Origin of the sequence: Desulfolutivibrio sp., assembly GCF_036584575.1 — a bacterium.
Taxonomy (GTDB): domain Bacteria; phylum Desulfobacterota; class Desulfovibrionia; order Desulfovibrionales; family Desulfovibrionaceae; genus Desulfolutivibrio.
In genome coordinates this window covers 1-16,231 of the sequence record NZ_JAZHDB010000157.1, presented here as the reverse complement: position 1 = coordinate 16,231, position 16,231 = coordinate 1, and the positions used below count along the sequence as shown (strand labels likewise).

12 protein-coding genes are annotated in these 16,231 nt (G+C 65.5%); 1 reads left to right on the top strand and 11 read right to left on the bottom strand.

The features are described from left to right. Positions 1-129: 129 nt before the first annotated feature. The 7 genes from ldhH to V3572_RS11625 all read right to left on the bottom strand — a co-directional run bounded on the left by ldhH (position 130) and on the right by V3572_RS11625 (position 10,767). Positions 130-2,283, bottom strand: a complete 2,154-nt coding sequence (gene ldhH, locus V3572_RS11655; protein WP_332111167.1) for an L-lactate dehydrogenase (quinone) large subunit LdhH — start codon at positions 2,281-2,283, stop codon at positions 130-132. 3 nt (positions 2,284-2,286) lie between these two features. Beyond that, positions 2,287-2,916: a LutC/YkgG family protein gene (locus V3572_RS11650; RefSeq protein ID WP_332111166.1), complete on the bottom strand. Its 630-nt coding sequence runs from the start codon at positions 2,914-2,916 to the stop codon at positions 2,287-2,289. 73 nt (positions 2,917-2,989) lie between these two features. Continuing rightward, positions 2,990-4,621 (bottom strand): L-lactate permease, encoded by a 1,632-nt coding sequence (locus tag V3572_RS11645; RefSeq protein WP_332111165.1) that lies wholly within the window; start codon positions 4,619-4,621, stop codon positions 2,990-2,992. A 246-nt stretch (positions 4,622-4,867) separates the two neighbouring features. Next, positions 4,868-5,935, bottom strand: a complete 1,068-nt coding sequence (locus V3572_RS11640; protein WP_332111164.1) for a phosphotransacetylase family protein — start codon at positions 5,933-5,935, stop codon at positions 4,868-4,870. A gap of 17 nt (positions 5,936-5,952) precedes the next feature. Further along, positions 5,953-8,058 carry an acetate--CoA ligase family protein gene (locus V3572_RS11635; protein ID WP_332111163.1) on the bottom strand — a complete coding sequence of 702 codons (2,106 nt, stop codon included), beginning with the start codon at positions 8,056-8,058 and terminating at the stop codon, positions 5,953-5,955. Continuing rightward, the gene (locus V3572_RS11630) at positions 8,055-9,383 is read right to left on the bottom strand and encodes a (Fe-S)-binding protein (RefSeq protein WP_332111162.1); all 1,329 of its coding nucleotides are present in this window, start codon (positions 9,381-9,383) and stop codon (positions 8,055-8,057) included. Before V3572_RS11630 ends, V3572_RS11635 begins: the two co-directional genes overlap by 4 nt. Before the next feature lies 1 nt (position 9,384). After that, positions 9,385-10,767 (bottom strand): FAD-binding oxidoreductase, encoded by a 1,383-nt coding sequence (locus tag V3572_RS11625; RefSeq protein WP_332111161.1) that lies wholly within the window; start codon positions 10,765-10,767, stop codon positions 9,385-9,387. An 85-nt stretch (positions 10,768-10,852) separates the two neighbouring features. Here V3572_RS11625 and V3572_RS17815 point away from each other — a divergent pair, with 85 nt between their 5' ends. Continuing rightward, positions 10,853-11,005 carry a twin-arginine translocation signal domain-containing protein gene (locus V3572_RS17815; RefSeq protein ID WP_442877379.1) on the top strand — a complete coding sequence of 51 codons (153 nt, stop codon included), beginning with the start codon at positions 10,853-10,855 and terminating at the stop codon, positions 11,003-11,005. 234 nt (positions 11,006-11,239) lie between these two features. On the opposite strand, the gene V3572_RS11620 is transcribed toward V3572_RS17815, so the two are convergent. From V3572_RS11620 to V3572_RS11605, 4 genes are all read right to left on the bottom strand, one after another. Next, positions 11,240-11,506, bottom strand: coding sequence for a type II toxin-antitoxin system YafQ family toxin (locus tag V3572_RS11620; RefSeq protein WP_332111160.1), 267 nt, complete (start codon positions 11,504-11,506; stop codon positions 11,240-11,242). Further along, entirely contained in the window at positions 11,428-11,766 is a 339-nt protein-coding gene (locus V3572_RS11615) for a type II toxin-antitoxin system RelB/DinJ family antitoxin (protein WP_332111159.1), read from the bottom strand. Before V3572_RS11615 ends, V3572_RS11620 begins: the two co-directional genes overlap by 79 nt. 72 nt (positions 11,767-11,838) lie before the next feature. Next, on the bottom strand, positions 11,839-13,425 hold the full coding sequence (locus V3572_RS11610) for a sigma-54-dependent transcriptional regulator (RefSeq protein ID WP_332111158.1): 1,587 nt from the start codon (positions 13,423-13,425) through the stop codon (positions 11,839-11,841). Next, the gene (locus V3572_RS11605) at positions 13,410-16,118 is read right to left on the bottom strand and encodes a hybrid sensor histidine kinase/response regulator (RefSeq protein WP_332111157.1); all 2,709 of its coding nucleotides are present in this window, start codon (positions 16,116-16,118) and stop codon (positions 13,410-13,412) included. The genes V3572_RS11610 and V3572_RS11605 overlap by 16 nt, the downstream gene beginning before the upstream one ends. Positions 16,119-16,231: the final 113 nt, after the last annotated feature.

The following is a 16,231-nucleotide window of genomic DNA, read 5'->3' as shown; positions in this document are numbered from 1 at the left end:
CAGGCGAATGCCCGTGAGCATGGCGGCGAAGGCGGCCAGCACTTTGAGCAGGGGGTCCGGGGGGACGATGGTCCCCCCGGGCGGGGCGCGGGGCGGCAGCCCCGATTTCTCTTCTCCCTTACTTCTCCCTTACTTCTTCAGCCGCTCGGCCAGCACCTCGGCGCTATGCTTGACCGTGATGTTCATCTTCAGGTTGTCCGCGCCGCCGCGCAGTTGCATGACGCAGCCGGGGCAGTCGGTGACCAGGAGCGTGGCCCCGGTGGCCGCGACGTTGTGGAGCTTTTTCTTGAGGATTTCGGCTGAGAGCTCGGGGAACTTCAGCGAGAAGGTGCCGCCGAAGCCGCAGCACACGTCTTCCTCGTCGTAGGGGGCGTAGTCGAGTCCGGCGATTTTGAGCATGTCGCGCGGGGCCTCGGTGACGCCCAAGCCCCGGCACAGGTGGCAGGGGGCGTGCAGGGCGGTTTTGGTGGCCGGGCCGGTGAAGTCGTCGGGGGCGAGCTTTAAGATGTCGCGGGCGAAGGTGGAGAAATCCATGACCTTGGCGGCGAAGCGTTCGGCGGCCTGGGCGTGTTTGGGGTCGCCGGAAAGCAGTCGCGGGTAGCCTTTTTTGAGGTGCGAGGCGCAGGAGGCGCACAGCGTCAGGATGTAGTCGCAGTTGCTGTCGTCAAAGGCCTTGATGTTTTGCAGGGCCACATCCTTGGCGGTTTTTTTCTCGCCCATCATGAGCGCGGGCAGGCCGCAGCAGGTCTGGTCCATGGGGTAGGAGAGATCCGCGTCGCGGCCGTGGAAAAGCGACACGGCGGCCTCGGCCTGTTCGGGATAGACGAAGTCCTGGACGCAGCCGGAGAACAGCGCGGCCTTTATGGTGGAGGTGGCGGGGCGGGGCTTGATGTCGGCCCAGCGATCGCGCAGGGGTTTGGCGGCGATGGCCGGAAGGGCGCGGAACTCCTGGTCCTTGGCGAAGAACATGGGCAGATGGCGCAGGTAGGGCGTGCCGCCGGTGACGGGCTTTTGCAAAAGGCTCGCGGCCCGAAGCGCGCCGTGAAACAGCGTGCGGTTGCGCATGGCCAGGGACAGGGCGGTGTTCTGAAAGGGGCGGCCCTCCTCGGCCAGGATGCGGGCGTGGACCTCTTTGATGAGGTAGGGCAGGTCGATCCCGGCCACGCAGGCGGCCTTGCAGGCCCCGCAGTTGAGACAGTTCTGGACCAGGTTTTTGGCCTTGTCCCGGCCGTGGTAGAAATAGGTCAGGACCAGTCCCACGGCCCCGATATAGATGTGGCCGTAGGTGTGTCCTCCGACCTGGCGGTAGATGGGACAGACGTTGGCGCAGGCCCCGCAGCGCACGCAGCGCAGCGCCTGGGAGAAGACCGGATCGGCGGCCAGCTTGCGGCGGCCGTTGTCCAAAAAGACGATGTGCATGGACTTTTTGCCGTTTGGTGCGGCGGCGCAGGCGTTTTCGCCGGTGATCCAGGTGACGTAGGAGGAGATGGCCTGGGCCGTGGCGTTTCGGGGCAGGACTTTGAGGATTTTCAGGGCGTCGGACAGGGAGGCCACGAGCTTGTCCAGGCCGATGAGCGCCACATGGACCCGGGGCAGGGTGGTGACCAGACGGCCGTTGCCCTCGTTGGTGATCATGCCGATGGTTCCGGTGTCGGCCAGGGCGAAGTTGGCCCCGGAGATGCCCATGTCGGCCTCGACGAACTTGCGGCGCAGCTCCCGCCGGGCCACCTTGACCAGTTTGGGGATGTCCACATCCTGCTTCTGGCCGGTGACGGTGCTGAACAGGTCGGCCACCTGGGCCCGGGAGAGGTGGATGGCGGGCATGACCATGTGGGTGGGGCCTTCGTGGCGCAGCTGGATGATCCATTCCCCGAGGTCGGTTTCGGTCACTTCCAGGCCGTCGGCCTCCAGGCGGTGGTTTAAAAGCGTCTCCTCGGCGGTCATGGACTTGGATTTGACGATCTTTGTGACGCCCTCGGCCCTGGCGATGTCGGCGATGATGGCGTTGGCGGCGTCGCCCGTGGCGGCCACATGCACGGTGATCCCGGCCTTTTGGGCGTTGGCCGTGAACTCGGCCAGAAGCTCGTCCAGATGGGCCATGGCCGCGTCCTTGGCGGCGGCCACGTCGGCGATCATGGCCGGCAGATCCATCCCGGCGAAGGCCCGGGCCCGGGCCCCCCGGTAGAACATGGCGAAGTTGTCCATGGCCGTGCGCTGAAATTCGTTGGAAAGCGCCTCGCGCAGCTCCTGACGGTAGCCTTTGATGTCTTTGGCGGTCTGCATGGCTTAGGCCTCCGTGAGAAAGACGATGTGCAGTTCCAGGGGCCCGTGGACGCCAAGGGCCAGGACGCGTTCGATGTCGGCGGTGCGGGAGGCTCCGGTGATAAACGACGTGTAGTCCGGGGGGTCGCGCATCCATTCCTGCAGAAGGGGGGCCACGTCCTGGGAGGTGGCCCGGATGGCGGACACGGGCAAAAGGGCCACATGCACCTCGGCCACCATGGTGGCGATGCGCAGTTCCTCCTCCCGGGAGCGCAGAACCAGGGTGCCGGTCTCGGCGATGCCGGCGTCGACCCGGGTGACGGCGATGTCGATGCCGCCCAGGTGGTTGCGCAGGCCTTCGCGGATGAGCCGGAAGCCCTTTTCCTCGCACAGGTTCCCCAGGGCGGCGAAATCCGCGTCCGAGAGGTCCGGGGCGGCGATGGTTTTTTGGGTGATGGTCTGGCACAGATCGGCGGCCGGGGCGGACAGGCCCGCCTCACAGCCGGAGAGAAGGAGCTTGCAGGCGTCCTTTTTCTCGCAGGCCTCTACCACGTAGGCCAGGGCCTTTGCCATGCTGTCGGCCGTGACGGTGACGGCGGAGACGAGTTCGGCCTTGGTCGTAAAAAGCTGGGTCAGATCGGCGGGGGCGTCCATGGGCGGTCCTTGAAAGGGGGAACCGGCCCGGATGCGGCTGTCCGCGTCCGGGCCGGGTTTGACGGATCGATGGTTACGGCAGCATCCACTTCAGGGCATAGGCCTGAAGCAGGGTCAGAACCGAGATCACCAGGAGCATGGCGACGGAGTGCTTGAGCGTGAAGCGGAAGATGTCGCCCTCGCGGCCCACCATGTTCGAGGCCGCCGTGGCCACGGAGATGGACTGGGGCGAGATCATCTTGCCGGTGACGCCGCCCGAGGAGTTGGCGGCCACGGTCAGGGCCGGGTCCACGCCGATCTGCTGGGCGGTGGTCTTTTGCAGCGCGCCAAAAAGCGCGTTGGACGAGGTGTCCGAACCGGTCAAAAAGACGCCCAGCCAGCCCAGGATGGGCGCGAAGAACGGGAACAGCGCCCCGGTGGCGGTAAACGCCAGCCCCATGGAGGAGCTCATGCCCGAGAAGTTCATGATGTAGGCCAGGCCCAGGATCATGGAGATGGTCAGGATGGGGTAGCGCAGTTGGATGACGGTGCGCTTGAAGCAGGCCATGGCCTTGCCGTAGCCGTAGTTCGGGATGAACAGCACCGAGATCAGGCCGGAGATGAGGATGGCGGTCCCGGCGGCGGACAGGAAGTTCAAGGTGTAGACGGCGCCGTAGGGGGTGTCCTTGGCCACGATGGGGGCGGTCTTGATGACCAGGTTGTGCAGTCCCGGCCAGGAGAACTTGAAGCTTACGGGGGCAAGGATGGCCTTGACCGAATCAAGCCCCCACAAAAAGACCATGACGGCCAGGATGATGTACGGCATCCAGGCGCGCAGCACCTCGCCCGCCGAGAACTTGGTGGCCATGAGCTTGGCGTCGGGCGGCGGCTCGTCCGGGAAGTGCCACACGTTTTTGGGCTTCCAGACGCGCAGGAAAAGGCCCAGGCCGAGGATGGTCACGATGGCCGAGATGATGTCCGGCAGGTAGGGGCCGACGTAGTTGGAGACGACGAACTGGGTGCCGGCGAAGCACACGCCCGAGACGATGATGGCGGGCATGACCTCCATGGACCGCTTGAAGCCGCACATGGTCACGGACAGCCAAAGCGGCACGATGACCGACAAAAGCGGCAACTGACGGCCCACGATCTGGCTGATGCGCATGAGGTCGATGTCCGTGACCTGGGCTGCGACCACGATGGGGATGCCGATGGCCCCGAAGGCCACGGGGGCGGTGTTGGCGATCAGGCAGATGCCTGCGGCGTACAGGGGGTTGAACCCCAGGCCCACCAGCATGGCGGCGGTGATGGCCACGGGGGTGCCGAACCCGGCCGTGCCTTCGATGAACGAACCGAAGGCGAAGGCGATGAAGATGGCCTGGAGCCTGCGGTCGTCGGTGATGCGGGCCAGGGAGTTTTTGATGATGTCGAACTCCCCGGACTCCACGGTCATGTTGTAGATCCAGATGGCCGTGACCACGATCCACACAATGGGAAACAGGCCGAAGGCCGCGCCGTAGAGGGTGGCGTTGACGGCCATGCCCACAGGCATGCCCCAGGCGGCGATGGCCAGGATGACGGCGGCCAGCGTGCCCAGGAAGGCGGCCTTGTGCCCGGCGGCGCGTTTCACGGCCAGCATGTAGAACAGGATGTACAGGGGAATGCCCGCCGCGAGGGCCGAGAGCAGGTAGCTCCCCAGGGGTTGGTATTGCTGCACCCAGGTCATGTGCGTGATCCTCCTTGAAGGTTGATGCGTCCCGCGTCCCCTCCCCACAGGAGGAGGCGAACATGCCGTAAAGCCGAGGCGATCCGTTGTGTCCGGGCCGGCCGGTCCCGAAAAAAACGGTGGAAACCATGTGGCGCTTTCCAAAACCATCGCGCGCAGGCAAAACCTATATCATGTCAAACCTTTGCCTCATCAAGAAGGAGTGTCCCGAAACCACGCGCCCCTGCCCTGCCGCAGTCTGGCGTCTTAGGCCAAGCCGAGTTTGGCCCGAAGCGCCGCGTAGTCCAGGGCCTGGTTGATGAGCCTGGCCCCGTGGGCCACCCGGGTGGGGTCGCGCAGTTTTTCGCTGAAAAGAAGCGTCTCCATTTTCTTGGCCACGCTGAAGGTGTCGTCCCGGGCCAGGATCACCGGCACGCCCACGGCCTCGGCCTTGGTCAGGATGATGTCGTTGGGGTAGAGGTTGCCGGTCAAAACCAGGGCCGCCGCGCCGCCTTCCAGGGCCACGAGCTGCAGGTCGGAACGGTCGCCGCCGCAGATCACGGCCACGTCCTTGCGCTTGCGGAAAAAGGCCAGGAAGTTTTCCACGTTCATGGCCCCGATGAGGAAATTCACCACCAGATTATGCACCCCGGCGGACATGGTCACCAGCCGTCCGCCCAGGCGTTCGGCCAGATCCCCGGCCCGCATGCCGCTCATGACCGGATCGTGGGGGATGACCCCCAGGACGTCGATGCCCCGGCGGGCCAAAAAGGGCTTGATCAGTTCGTCCACCTCGGTGCGGAAGTGTTCGGGTACGTCGTTTAAGACGACGCCCGCCAGATCGTCGCCTGCAGCGTGTTTGGCCGCCGCCAGGTAGTCGTAGTTGAGTTCGCTGCGGAAGCGGTCCACGATGATCGTCTTGGCCCCAAGGGAGCGGGCCACGGACACGCCGTCCACGCCGCAGTAGGTGCCGGAATAGAGGTAGCTGCCAGATCCGCCCACGATCATCACGTCCTTGTCGGCGGCAAGCTTGTGGTAGGCGGTGGTGATGGCGGGCATGAGCACGCCGCATTCCCCGGCGAAGGCCTTCATGAGGAAGTCCTTGGTCACGGGCACCGGGGTCATGTCCGCAGGCGAGGCCCCAAGGCCGAGCACGCCGTTGATGAAAAGCGCGTCGTCGTCGCCCAGTTCGCCGTCCACGAGCCGGGGCATGGCCCCCACGGGCTTCATGTAGCCCACCCGCAGGCCGTCTTCACGAAATCGCAGGCACAGCGCCAGGGCCAACAGATTTTTCCCGCAGTAGCCGGAAGTGGAACCGATATAGAGACCAGTCATGGCGTATCCTCCGTCGTCTAGGCCTTCAGGGTGAGGCGCACGTCCGCCACCAGGGCCTTTTCGTGGTTGACTAAAACGGGATTGAATTCCGCTTCGTAGACCTCCGGGAAATCCGTGGCGATGCGGGACATGCTTAAAAGGATGCCCTCGATGGCCGCGAAGTTGACCGGCGCCTCGCCGCGCACGCCCTTGAGCAGCATGTAGGACTTGATTTCCCGGATGATGTTTCGGGCGTCCTCCACGCTTAAGGGGGCCAGACGGAAGGAGATGTCTTTTAAGATCTCCACATAGATGCCGCCCAGGCCGAACATCAAAAGCGGCCCGAACTGATCGTCGCGCTTAAATCCGATGATCACCTCGCGGGCCCCCTTGGGGGCCATTTCCTGCACCAGACAACCGGCGATGTAGGCGTCGGGGCGCAGGCGCTGGGTGCGGGCGGTGATGTCCAGGAAGGCGTTTTTGACGGCGGCCTCGTCGCCGAGGTTGACCTTGACCCCGCCCACGTCGGATTTGTGGGAGATCTGGGGCGAGGCGATTTTTAAAACCACGGGGTAGCCGATCTTTTCGGCGGCGGCCACGGCCTCGGTGCTGGAGCGGGCCAGGATGGTCTTCGGGGTGGGCAGGTTGTAGGCCCGCAGGACTTCCTGGGCCTGAAACTCCACCACCTCCATGTCGCCCCGTTCGCGCACGGTGGCAAAGACCTTGGCGGCCTCCTCGGTGTTGCCGAAGATGGCCGGAAAGTGCGGGTCCGGGGTCTTTTTCCACTGGTTGTAGCCGTGCATGGCCTCGATGCTTTTGATGGCCGGTTCCGGAAAGGCGTAGCAGGGGATTCCGGCGGCGAGCAGCATCCTGCGGCCCGGCTCCACCCGCACCCCGCCCATGTAGCAGGCGAAAATGGGTTTGGCGGAGGTGGCGGCGTTGTCGATGATGGCCTGGGCCGTCTCTTCGATCTGGGCCGAGGAGGTGGGGCACAAAAGCACCAGCACGGCGTGGACCTGGGGATCGTCGAGCACGGCGGCAAGGGTCTTGCGGTAGCGCTCGGCATCGGCGTCGCCGATGATGTCCACGGGGTTGTAGAGCGAGGCGTAGGCCGGGAGAAACGATTTCAGGCGTTCCACCGTGGACAGGCTTAAGCGGGCCATGGACAGGGTGGACTTTTCGCAGGCGTCGGCGGCCAGGATGCCGGGGCCGCCGGAGTTGGTGACCAGAACCAGCCCCGGACCCTCAGGCAGGGGTTGGGTGGAGAAGGCCTGGGCCAGGTTAAAAAGCGTCTCCACATCCCCGGCCCGGATGATGCCGGTCTTTTTGAAGGCGGCGCTGTAGGCCTGGTCCGACCCGGCGATGGCCCCGGTGTGGGAGGAAGCGGCCTTGGCGCCTGCGGCCGTGGTGCCGGACTTGATCATGATCACCGGCTTTTCGCGCGTCACGGCGGCCGCCTCGCGCATGAAATCCGCCCCGTGCTCCACGTTTTCGATGTAGCCCAGGATGACGTTGGTGTGCGGGTCGTCGCGCAGAAACGCCAGCATGTGGGCCTCGCTCACAAGGGCCTTGTTGCCCAGGCTGACAAACCGCGAAAACCCGATGTTCTCCCCCAGGGCCCAGTCCAGAATGGCCACGCACAGCGCCCCGGACTGGGAGAAAAAGGCGATCTTCCCGGCCCCGGGCTGCCCGGCGGCAAAGGAGGCGTTGACCTGGCTTGGGGTGCTGATCACGCCCAGGCAGTTGGGGCCGATCAGCGCAATGCTGCTCTCCCGGCACAGGTCGGCCAGCTTTTTTTCCAGGTAGTAGCCCTCGCCGCCCACCTCTTTGAACCCGGCGGTGATGACGATGGCCGATTTGAGTTGTTTTTTGGCCAGGATCTCCATGGCGGGCAAGACCGCCGCCACGGGGATGGTGACCACGGCCAGATCCAGCCCGTCGGGCAGGTCGGCCACGTCCTTGACCACGGGCAGCCCCAGGATCTCGTCGGCCTTGGGGTTGACCGGGATGATGCGCCCGGGAAATCCGGCCTCGATCATGTTGGCCACCACGGTGTGGCCGATCTTGCCGGGTTTTTCCGAGGCCCCGATCACGGCCACGGTCTGTGGGTGAAAAAGAGCGTCCAAATGCGCCACTTCGCTCACGGCGTGTTTCCTCCCGTCCCCGGACGACCTTCGTCCAGGGCCTGTGCGTAGATTTCCACGGGATGCATGACGGCCACGGCGTCGCCGGATTTGGACAGCATGTCGCTTATCTGGAGCAGACAGGCCGGACACCCGGCGGCCACCACCGAGGCGTTGGTGGAGACCACGTCGTCGCGTTTGCGTTTCCCGATACGCCCGGCGATATCATAGTGTTTGAGCGTAAAGCTACCGCCGCAACCGCAGCAGGCGTCCGGGGTCGCCATCTCCACGATCTCCATGCCCGGGTTGGCGGCGATGACCGCCCGGGGCTCGGCAAAAATCCCCAGGGATTTTTTGAGGTGGCAGGGGTCATGCACCGTGACCTTGGTCCTGGCGTCCTGGGAAGGTGCCGCGGAAGCCGCAACACCCAGCTTTTTCACCATAAATTCGCTGACGTCCATGGTCTTTGCGGCCAGTTCCTTGACCGCGGCCCGTGTCGATCCGGGCAGGCCGTCGCACATCTCGGGCCAGATTTTTTTGATGGTGGAGGTGCAGGTGGCGCAGGGGGTGATGAGCACGTCGAAGGGCTGGTCGGCGAAAACGGCGATGTTTTCCTTCACCAGTTTTTCGAAGGTCTGGAGATCCCCCGCAGACAGGGCCGGGATGCCGCAGCAGACCTGGGTGTCCGGGACGAAGGCCCCGGCCCCGTGGTGGGCGAGCACCTTCATGACCGCCTCGCCGATGCGCGGGAACATGCGGTCCACCATGCAGCCGTAGAAAAAGGCCACGGTGGGCTGGCCGGGTGCGGCGGCCAGGCCTTTGGCGGCGTCGGTCTTGTGGAAGGCGGTGTCCGCCAGGGGCATGAAATGCCGCCCGCCGAGCATGCCGCCGAAGACGGCGCAGGAGGAGCCGATGACCTCGTTGGCCGGTTTGGTGACCAGCCCCTGAAGCTTCGAGGCCACGGTCATAACGGAGTCGAAGACCTTGCGGTGGGCCAGAAGCCCGCGCAAAATCGCCTTCTGGGCCGGGGGCAGGCCCAGGTATCCGGCCAAAAAGGCCTTGGCCTTGAGGAAGATGTCCAGGACTTTGACCCCGCTTGGACAGCCTGCGGCGCAGGAGCCGCACAAAAGACACATGTCCAGCCGGTCCATGACCGCCTGGGGATCTTTGAGGGCCTCGTGGGACAGGCCCTCCAGGAGGGCGATCTTGCCCCGGGCCACATGGGCCTCAAGCCCGGTTTCGGCATAGACCGGGCACACGGCCTGGCACATGCCGCAGCGCATGCAGGACGCCAGGGAGTCGTCGATTTCGCCAAGAAGGCGCAGGAGTTCTTTTACGTCGCCCATGTCATTCCCCCATGATCTTGCCGGGATTGAGAATGCCCTTGGGATCGAGGGCCTTTTTCAGGCGGCGCGAATACAGGATGGTGCCCCGGGTGGTCTCCTTCTCCAGGTACTTGGCCTTGGCCAGGCCGATGCCGTGCTCGCCCGAGAGCGTGCCGCCAAGGGACAGGGCCACATCGAAGATGTCGTCCACGGCGGCCTCCACCCTCTTCCACTCTTCGGCGTTGCGCTTGTCGGTCAGGATGGTGGGGTGCAGGTTGCCGTCCCCGGCGTGGCCGAAGGTGCCGATGGTCAGTTTGTATTTGGCGGCGATGCCGTCGAGGGCCTTGATCATGGCCGGGATCTGGCTGCGCGGCACGGTGGCGTCTTCGAGCACCGTGGTGGGCGACACCCGGGCCAGGGCCGAAAGGGCCGCCCGGCGGGCCTCCCAGACCTTGTTGCGCTCGGCCGCGTCCTTGGCCACCTGGATGCGCTTGGCGCCGTGGGCGCGGCACAGCTCCTCCACCTTGGCCGCGTCCTCGGCCACCATGGCCGGGTGGCCGTCCACCTCGATGAGGAGAAGGGCCTTGGCGTCGATGGGCAGCCCGACATGGCTGAATTCCTCCACGGCCCGGATGGTGAAGTTGTCCAGAAATTCCAGGGTGGCGGGCACGATCTTGGCGGCGATGATGGCCGAAACGGTCTGGGAGGCGGCCTCCACGTCGTCGAAAATGGCCATCATGGCCTTGGCCGCGGCAGGCGGCGGCACAAGCTTCAAAAAGATTTCGCTTAAGACCCCGAGCGTCCCTTCCGACCCGACCATGAGCCCGGTGAGGTTTAGTCCCGTGACGCACTTGACCGTGCGCCCCCCGGCCTTGATCAGCTCGCCGTCGGTGTCGAAAAAGTGGACACCCATGACGTAGTCCTTGGTCACGCCGTATTTGAGGCCGCGCAGGCCCCCGGCGTTTTCGGCCACGTTGCCGCCCAGCGTGGACACGGCCTGGCTGCCCGGATCGGGGGGGTAAAAAAGCCCCTTGGCCTGGACGGCGGCCGCGAATTTGGCGGTGATGACGCCCGGTTCGACCCGGGCGTAGAGGTCTTCGGTATTGATCTCGAGGATTTTACTGAGCGCGCCGGTGAGCACGACCACCCCGCCGGTCTTGGGGATGGTGCCTCCCGAGAGGTTGGTGCCCGATCCGCGCACGGTCAGCGGCATCCCGGCGTCGTTGCACATCCTGACGACCTTGCCCAGGCCCGCCACGTCCGTGGGACGGACCACGACCCCGGGCACGGCCGGTTCGAGCACGGCGGAATCGTAGGAATAGGCGTAGCGGTCGGCCTCGGCGCCAAGCACGTTGTCCTTGCCCAGGGCCTCCTGGAAATCCTTGATAAGGGCGTGTGTGGTCATGGGGACTCCGTTAGGGGGTTGTTGTGCGCCATGGTCGGCCGGACATGCCAATGGTGTGCACGTCAGACAGCCTTAGGCAACTTGCGTGCCGAGGCGCACGTTTTTAAAAAGACATGGAATGACAGCCTGTTGCATGAAAGGCGGAAACACTGTGTCAGGGGGCGTCCGATTTTTCGGACAGATGCCCGCGCGGGGACGGACACGACTCGGAATCGGGCGGAAGCCGCCCTGGCCGTGAATTTTCCGATTTCCTCAAGGTAGAATCAAAGGGAACGGAGGTAAAGGGAAAGTCTGTCCGATATTTCAGACGCCGCCGGGTCAGTCCGATTTTTCGGACAGGAGGGTGGGGAAAGGAGGCAGGTCGGCCAGCGTGTGGCGTGATGTAAAAAAAGATGCCCGTATTTGTTGTAAAAACTAAGTATCTTAGATTGTTGCGCCAAAGTTTAAGAGCCCCAAGGGCGAGGACGCAACACTAGCGAAACAGGTCGGCGTGTGTCCCTGTGTCCACAAAGACGATCCGGTCTGCGTCCTGGAAATACAGAAGCAGCCAGTCCGGCTCGACATGGCATTCCCGCACGCCCTTGAAGTTGCCCGTCAGGGCGTGGTCCCGGCAGCGCGGAGGAAGCGGCTGGCCCTGGATGATGCAGTCCATGATGTGCTCTAACTTTCCGATGTCCTTTCCTCTTTTGTGCGCTTTCGTGTAGCTCTGGGCGAATTTCGAGGTGAATTGGAAGCGCATGCGGTCTCCTTCAGGGCGGCGAACAGGGCGTCAGGAGAGTCGTGGGAATGGAGGTTGCGGCCGGTCATGGCCTCGTCGATGGCCTGCCGGGTTTCGTCCCGGGGCAGGCGCACCGCGAAGGGCAGGCCGTTGTGCAAAAGGATCTGCCTGTAGAACAGGGTGATGGCGGCGCTTTGGGTCATGCCCAGGCTGTCGAGAATGCCCTCGACGTCCTGCTTCAGATCGGCGTCGACCCGGGCGCGTATCATTTCGGTTTTCATGGCGGGTTGTCCTGTGCATGGGCGGGGAACGACGATGTTATGGACACAATGTGGCTACAAAGTGTCCAGATGTCAAGCCGGGCCCGTGGCCGGGTCCGTGGCCGGATTGGGGGCTTCGGACGGTTCGCCCGCCTCGGATTTCTTGAGCAGGGCGTAGAAGTGGGAGCGCGACAGCCCCGACGCCTCCATGGCCTTTTTGAGGTCGCCGCCGCATTCCGCCAGCAGACGGTGCAGATAGATGCGCTCCATGTCCTCGCGAAAGTCCCGCAGGGTGGGCAGGGGCTTGGAAAAAAATCCGGCCAGGGGGGGCGCGCCCAGGCCCGGTTCCGCCGTCGGTCGTCCGGTCTGGCCGGTTTGCCCGGTCTGGCCGGAGGGATCGCCGGTCTCTGCCGACGCGCCGGACGATCCGGTCGCTCCGGTCGCTCCGGGCGCGCCCGGCCCGGCGGCCTCCTTGGGCAAGGCGGCCTGCTCCCGGGAGCGGACCAGGCTTCTCCGGGTGACCCGGATGCGCACGTCCTGGGGCAGGTGCATGGGATAGAGGGTCTTTTCCCGTCCGGCGGCCACGAAGGCCCGTTCCAGCACGTTTTCCAGCTCCCGGACATTGCCCGGCCAGTCGTATTCCTGGAGGATGGCCAGGAAATCGGCGTCAAAGCCCTTTTGCGGCGACCGGTAGCGGTCGGCGAGGCGGCCCAGGCAAAAAAGGGTCAGGGGGGCAACGTCCTCGGGGCGCTGGCGCAGGGGCGGCAGTTCCAGGGAGATGGTTTTGAGGCGGAAAAACAGGTCGCGACGGAACTCCCCGGTGTCGATCATGGCCGCCAGGTCGCGGTTGGTGGCCGCAACCAGCCGGAAATCGCTGGCCGCCTCCGTCAGCGACCCCACGGGACGGAAACGCCGTTCATGCAGGACGCGCAAGAAGGACTTTTGCAGGGTCAGCGGCATCTCCCCCACCTCGTCCAGAAAGAGCGTGCCGCCGTCGGCGGCGGCCACCAGGCCCGTGCGGTCGGCGTCCGCGCCGGTGAAGGCCCCTTTTTTATGGCCGAAAAGGGTGCTCTCGACGAGGGTTTCGGTCAGTGCGGCGCAGTCCACCACCACGAAGGGGCCGCGTGCCCGGGCGCTGTTGACGTGGATGCAGCGGGCGAAAAGCTCCTTGCCCGTGCCGGTCTCACCGGTGACCAGGGCCGACGCCGACGACGCGGCGGCGGCCGCCGCCGCATCCAGGCAGGGCCGCATGGCCGGGCTTTCGGCCACCACCCCGGAGAGGTCCAGGGCCAGCGGTCCCTGTCCCTGGCGCTTCTGCTCCCGGTAGGCCAGGGCCCGGGACAGGCGCAGCATGATTTCCTTGATCGAGGAGGGCTTGACCAGATAGTCCCAGACCCCGGCCTGGATGGCCAGCTCCGCGCCGTCGGGGTCGCCCATGCCGGTCAGGATGATGACCTCCGGGGCGTCGTCCAGGGCCTTGATCCGGGGCAGGGCGGTCAGGCCGTCGCCGTCGGGCAGGCCCACGTCCAAAAGCACCACCCCGAACCGGGCCGTAGACAGCGTGGCCAACCCCTGGGCCAGGGTGGCGGCTGCGTCGCAGGTCAGGCCCATGCGCGCGGCCAGGGCGGCCATGGTCTGGCGAATCTCGGGATCGTCGTCGATGATCAAAATGTCCGGCACGCGCCCCCCCCTCCTTCGCCCAGGGCCCGGCGGATGGCCGCGTGCAGGGCGGCCCCGTCATAGGGCTTGAGCACGATCTCACGCACGTTCTCCGGCCGGTCGGCCCCGCGCACGTCGCGGAACCGGCCCGAAACCACCACCACAGGCACTCCCGGGGCCTCGCGCAAAAGGGCCTGGGCCAGCTCGAAGCCGCTGGCGCCGGGCATGTCGAAGTCCGTCACCACCACGTCGAACCCCGGGGCGTCTTCGCCGCCGCCGGACCTGGCCAGGGCCTCCAGGGCCTCTTTGGCGCCGGAAGCGGCCGTGACCCGGTAGCCCTGGGTGGTGAGCACCCGGGGCACGGTTTCCAGAAGCGAGGCGTCGTCCTCCACGAAAAGCACCCGCTCGGCGCCGCGCAGGGCCGCCGGATCATCGGCCTCGCGGGCGTCGTCGCCGACCCCGCCGCAGGGCAGGTAGACCGAAAACGACGCCCCCCGCCCGGGGGCCGAGAGCACGGCCACCCGGCCGTTGTGGTTGCGCACGATGCCCTGCACCACGGCCAGCCCAAGGCCCGTGCCGCCGTCGTCCTTGCGGGTGGTGAAAAAGGGGTCGAAAATGTTGTCGATGATCTCCGGGGAAATGCCCGGGCCGTCGTCGGCCACGGTCAGGCGCAGATACCGGCCCTCGGGCAGATCCAGGAGCAGGGCCTCCTCGGCGGGCAGCCGCGTGGCGCACAGGACCACCCGGATCACCCCGCCCCGGCCGCCCGCGCCCAGGTGGCCGCGCAGGGCCTGATAGGCGTTGGTGCACAGGTTCATGACCACCTGGTGGATCTGGTTGGGGTCGGCCCGGCACACGGCCTGGACCACCTGGATGTCCGTTTCCAGGCGGATGTGGCCCGGCAGGCTGGCGGCCAGAAGGCCCGTGGCCTCCATGATCGCCCCGGCGATGTCCGCGTCGCGAAAGTTTTCCCGCGACGGTCGGCTAAAGGTCAGGATCTGGCGCACGATGCCCCCGCCGCGCTTCGATGCCGTCAAGACGCGGCGCAGGTCGGCGGCGGCCTGGGAGTCCGGGGCCAGATCCAAAAGGGCCATCTCCGTGGAGTTGATGATGGTGGTCAGGATGTTGTTGAAGTCGTGGGCCAGCCCGCCCGCCAGGGTGCCCACGGCCTCCATCTTCTGGGACTGGCGCAGCCGGGCCTCCAGGCGCTCCTTGTCCGTCACGTCCTCGGCCGTGCTCAGGGTGCCCACCACCTGGCCCTTGCGGTCGCGCAGCGGCGCCTTGTTGAGCTCGAGCCAGGCCTGCTCCCCGTCGCCCCGGGGAAAGGCCAGACGCATGCGTCGCCTGGGGGTCTCGTGGCGCATGACCTCCCGGTCGGCCTCTTCGGCCATGCCCGCATGGTCCCACCAGCCGGGCAGCACCTCGGGGTTGGTCTTGCCCACCACCACGGCCGGGTCGGACAGGCCGAAAAAGGCGGCAAAGGCCTTGTTGGCCCCCTGGTAGCGCTGGTCGCGGTCCTTCCAGAAGACGAGCTGGGGGATGTTGTCCAAAAGCAGGGTCAAAAAGGACAGCTGGGCGCGGATTTTCTCCTCCACGCTGCGGCGGCGGGAGATGTTGATGACCAAAAAAACCAGGGTGGCCGCCAAAATGGCCATGGCCACCACGATGATCCAGAAGATTTGGGGGTTTATGCGGAAAAAGTAGTACGGCTTGTTCAGTATCTCGCTGCCAAGGGGCAGGTCGCTCTCGGGGATGTGAAAGCGCTTTAAGCCGTTATAGTCGAAAAGATACAGGTCGCCCACCTGGGCCACCACCGGGATGTCCGCGACAGGGGTTCCCTCCAGGATGCGAAGCGCCATGGAGGCGGCCAGCCGACCATGCTCCCGGCCCTGAAGCACCCGGCCGCCCACGGTGCCCGCGCCGACCAGAAAGTCCCAGCAGGTGTAGATGGGCGCGTCTGAATGCTCGCCGATCTCGGCCACCACCTCCTCGGCGGAATAGAAGCGGTCGCCGATGGCCTGGTAAAACGGGATGAAAAAGATCATGGCGTCGGAGGGCACCCGTTCCACCAGCCCCAATATCTCCCCCAACTGGTAGGAGTCCCAGAACTCCCATTCCAGCCGGTCGTGGTAGGGCGGCAACTGGGCCCGCACCTGGTTGGCGATGGCGATGCCGGTGACCGAACGGTCGCCGATGACGATGAGCCGTTTTTTGCCGGGATTTTGCGTCAGGGCCAGATCCAGGGTGCCCCTCAGGTCAAAGCGTTCCTCCACCCCGGTCATGTCCGTGCGTCCGGCCATCATGTCCGGCCGCAGGTCGTTGACCCCGCAGAACACGATGGGTGCGCCCGGGAAGAGTTCGGCCGCATATTGCCGGGCGAATTCGAAGGCGTAGTTGTCCGAGACCATGACCACGGAAAAGGAGGTGTCCCGGAACTTGTATTTGTAGAGGTCGAAGAGTCCCTGGCGCAGGATGGGGCCGGAATACTTCTTGGAGTCCATGTACTCCACCTGCAGGTCCACCAGGGGATCGGTCTGGTTGGCCAGAACCTCCCGGATGCCCTCGAAGATCTCGTCGGACCATTTGTAGCCGGGCTGGTAGGAGTTGAGGTAGAGGACGTTTTTTTTCGCGGCGCGCGGCGCTTGCGGGTCCACGGGGGTGGAGGCCGCAGCCGGGGACGGCGGGGAGGGGGAGGCGATCTCGGACGCGGCCATGCCCCATTCCGCCGTCGTCAGGAAAAAAAGGCACGCGGCCAAAACGGCCATGGGCCACGGGCCTTGAGGCCGTGGTGGAGGTCTTCGACGAAAAAGACCTGGACCGGGCCGAA

Coding starts and splice junctions, on each gene's coding strand:
- ldhH (WP_332111167.1), bottom strand. CDS start 2,283: ATGCAGACCGCCAAAGACATCAAAGGCTACCGTCAGGAGCTGCGCGAG.
- V3572_RS11650 (WP_332111166.1), bottom strand. CDS start 2,916: ATGGACGCCCCCGCCGATCTGACCCAGCTTTTTACGACCAAGGCCGAA.
- V3572_RS11645 (WP_332111165.1), bottom strand. CDS start 4,621: ATGACCTGGGTGCAGCAATACCAACCCCTGGGGAGCTACCTGCTCTCG.
- V3572_RS11640 (WP_332111164.1), bottom strand. CDS start 5,935: ATGACTGGTCTCTATATCGGTTCCACTTCCGGCTACTGCGGGAAAAAT.
- V3572_RS11630 (WP_332111162.1), bottom strand. CDS start 9,383: ATGGGCGACGTAAAAGAACTCCTGCGCCTTCTTGGCGAAATCGACGAC.
- V3572_RS11625 (WP_332111161.1), bottom strand. CDS start 10,767: ATGACCACACACGCCCTTATCAAGGATTTCCAGGAGGCCCTGGGCAAG.
- V3572_RS11620 (WP_332111160.1), bottom strand. CDS start 11,506: ATGCGCTTCCAATTCACCTCGAAATTCGCCCAGAGCTACACGAAAGCG.
- V3572_RS11615 (WP_332111159.1), bottom strand. CDS start 11,766: ATGAAAACCGAAATGATACGCGCCCGGGTCGACGCCGATCTGAAGCAG.
- V3572_RS11605 (WP_332111157.1), bottom strand. CDS start 16,118: ATGGCCGCGTCCGAGATCGCCTCCCCCTCCCCGCCGTCCCCGGCTGCG.